3 protein-coding genes and 1 pseudogene are annotated in these 2,242 nt (G+C 42.3%); all 4 read left to right on the top strand.

Annotation, left to right across the window (positions count from 1 at the left end):
* Window positions 1-506 precede the first annotated feature (506 nt).
* Window positions 507-1,071: pseudogene (locus IM284_RS23480) on the top strand (type IV secretion protein Rhs); the annotation flags it as partial.
* Window positions 1,072-1,148: 77 nt separating this feature from the next.
* Window positions 1,149-1,310 carry an AHH domain-containing protein gene (locus IM284_RS22260; RefSeq protein WP_082131820.1) on the top strand — a complete coding sequence of 54 codons (162 nt, stop codon included), beginning with the start codon at window positions 1,149-1,151 and terminating at the stop codon, window positions 1,308-1,310.
* A gap of 110 nt (window positions 1,311-1,420) precedes the next feature.
* A complete protein-coding gene (locus tag IM284_RS23650) occupies window positions 1,421-1,663 on the top strand; it encodes an Imm43 family immunity protein (RefSeq protein ID WP_255505861.1) in 243 nt (80 codons plus the stop codon).
* Window positions 1,664-1,716: 53 nt separating this feature from the next.
* Complete coding sequence (locus tag IM284_RS23645) at window positions 1,717-2,079, top strand: Imm43 family immunity protein (protein WP_322112612.1); 363 nt, start codon at window positions 1,717-1,719, stop codon at window positions 2,077-2,079.
* The last annotated feature ends 163 nt before the right edge of the window (window positions 2,080-2,242 follow it).

Raw genomic sequence — 2,242 nt, 5'->3', positions numbered from 1 at the left:
TTATGGGGTAATCCTTATCGAAAGAGAAGGGCGTTTTTTTATTAGGTTTTATTCAGGGGGGATAGTTATGAAAGAAGAGGAAGAAGAATTGAGCATTGATGAGGCCAAAAAAGTTCAAATGAGTGAAAAGGATGCTTATGAGGTTTTAATAGCCATTGAAAAAAAGAAAAGCTAAAATATTAGCCTCTTTTTTAATAATTACCTTTCGAACAGTAATAAGGATGGTTTTTTACTACAAACCAAAATAAGTCGCTCAATGAGGTTCTTTGTAAAAGTTAACTTTAGCCAATTATAATAGAGAACTAAAAACACGCATGGGGGGCGTTTTTTGTTCAAAGCGATCAAAAGTTAAATAAAAAATTATCTCATAGAAATCTGTTAGAAGTAATTTTCCCCTTCCACAACCATCTTGTCCGCTACTTTCGTGCCTTGCTTATCCTTGTCGGCGTGGAGTCCTTATACATTATAGCTTGAGCACGTATAAGCCCTTGCTCTAGGCGCACGCAGGGGGGCTGTCTACCCGCAGCGAATATGACCGTCTTGGCCGCCTGCATCGCCGGGATATAGTTACCGGTAATTCTTAGTGCTCTTGGTTGCACCGCTGGGATACTACCGGTAACCCGCTTGAAGGCTCTGCTGAGAAGGTCACGCACAACCGCCTGACGCAGCTGAACGGCATTCGCTGGCAGTATGACATACACGGCCGTACCGTGGAGAAGGATAACGGCCAGACCCGCTGGCACTACCGCTACGATGGTGAACATCGCCTGACGGAGGTCATCAGCCAGCCGCGGGATCGCAACAAGCCGCAGACGCAGGTCAGCTTCCGCTACGATCCGCTCGGCCGGCGCATCAGCAAAACGCACCAGCAGATGCTGGGCGGTCAGCCAACCGGCAAGCCGGTTTGTCTGGGAAGGGTTCCGCCTGCTGCAGGAAGTGCACGGAGATGTGCCGTTGACCTACGTCTACAGCGATCAGGACAGCTACGATCCCCTGGCGCGTGTTGACGGCGTTGATGCCCCGGAGATTTTCTGGTTCCACTGCCAGCCGAACGGCACGCCGGAGCGAATTCTGCTCACCATGTTATACCCGTTGAGGTGTGGAAATAGGACCAATCATTCTTCAATAATGTTGGCATCGGAAAAGACATGAACTCTGCGTTTAATGGTATTCATGTTCCAGGTAGCGCATCAGCGATGAAACAAGATGCAGGGAAAGGTATGGATGTTTTCCATAGCAGTAATCATCATAACTATAGTGACATTGTCCGTCAGCGCATTGCTCGTGTTGAGCAGCGATATAATTCTTGAAGATTGGATGCTAAAGGGGCAGGGATAGCTATAAGGCGGATCCAGATTGATATGAAGAATAAAGTTTGGATGGGTCATGTTCCCACAACAAAATGCAGGAGAATGAATTAATGTCCTATTATGTGATCATGAATGACTTTGATTCACCACTCATTCCAAGAAATTTACAGGGCATGGTTGATGAAAGAATACAGATCGATGAAAACTGGGAAATAAAAGGATCTGCATTTTCCTTTCCTTATCGAATAACAGACGATGCATGTCCAGACCGTATTTATTTGTTGTGCAATAGAAATGTTGGGGCTTTGAAATTTGACTATTATAAAAAAGACTTTGGACACCTGATGGATTAGTCTTTATTTTCAATTCTTGAAAATCATAAGCATAATGTTTTTTTGACCGAGATATAACACCAGTTTCGATTGGGAATGGTCAAGCTCTTCGGGATGATTTTAAATATGTATATTTTCCTAGCGGGGATGTTATAGATGAAGAAAAATCTATTCTCGAAGAAGATAAATTCGGAGGCATCATACCTTTTAAAATTGAATTCAAGGATGATGCGCTGGAATATGATATACTTTCGTTGAACGACACATTGTTAAGTGGTTTTATCATTGTTAAACAAGAGGTGAAGGAATTTATAGAAAGTAAAGGCTTCCGGGGGGTGAAACTTGTTCCACTGGAAAATGCTTTAAACGTTTTCTGTGAAGATTATTTCTACGAAATAGACTCCAATCGTAAAAGAAAGGGCAATAAACTACCTTAATATTGAATGGTGTCGTGCCATTATTGATTCTTTGTTTTTCTTTTCTAATGGCGCGAAGAAGTTCTTTGGATTATGGGTACATTATTCGACTATGGATCACAGTAATTTTAAGAGTAGCCAATAATGTTAATTCTTAAAGAGGAATAATGCATATAAAAAATAC

Source organism: Enterobacter cloacae complex sp. P12RS, from assembly GCF_014895875.1.
GTDB lineage: Bacteria > Pseudomonadota > Gammaproteobacteria > Enterobacterales > Enterobacteriaceae > Enterobacter > Enterobacter bugandensis.
This window is presented reverse-complemented; position numbering and strand designations above follow the sequence as displayed.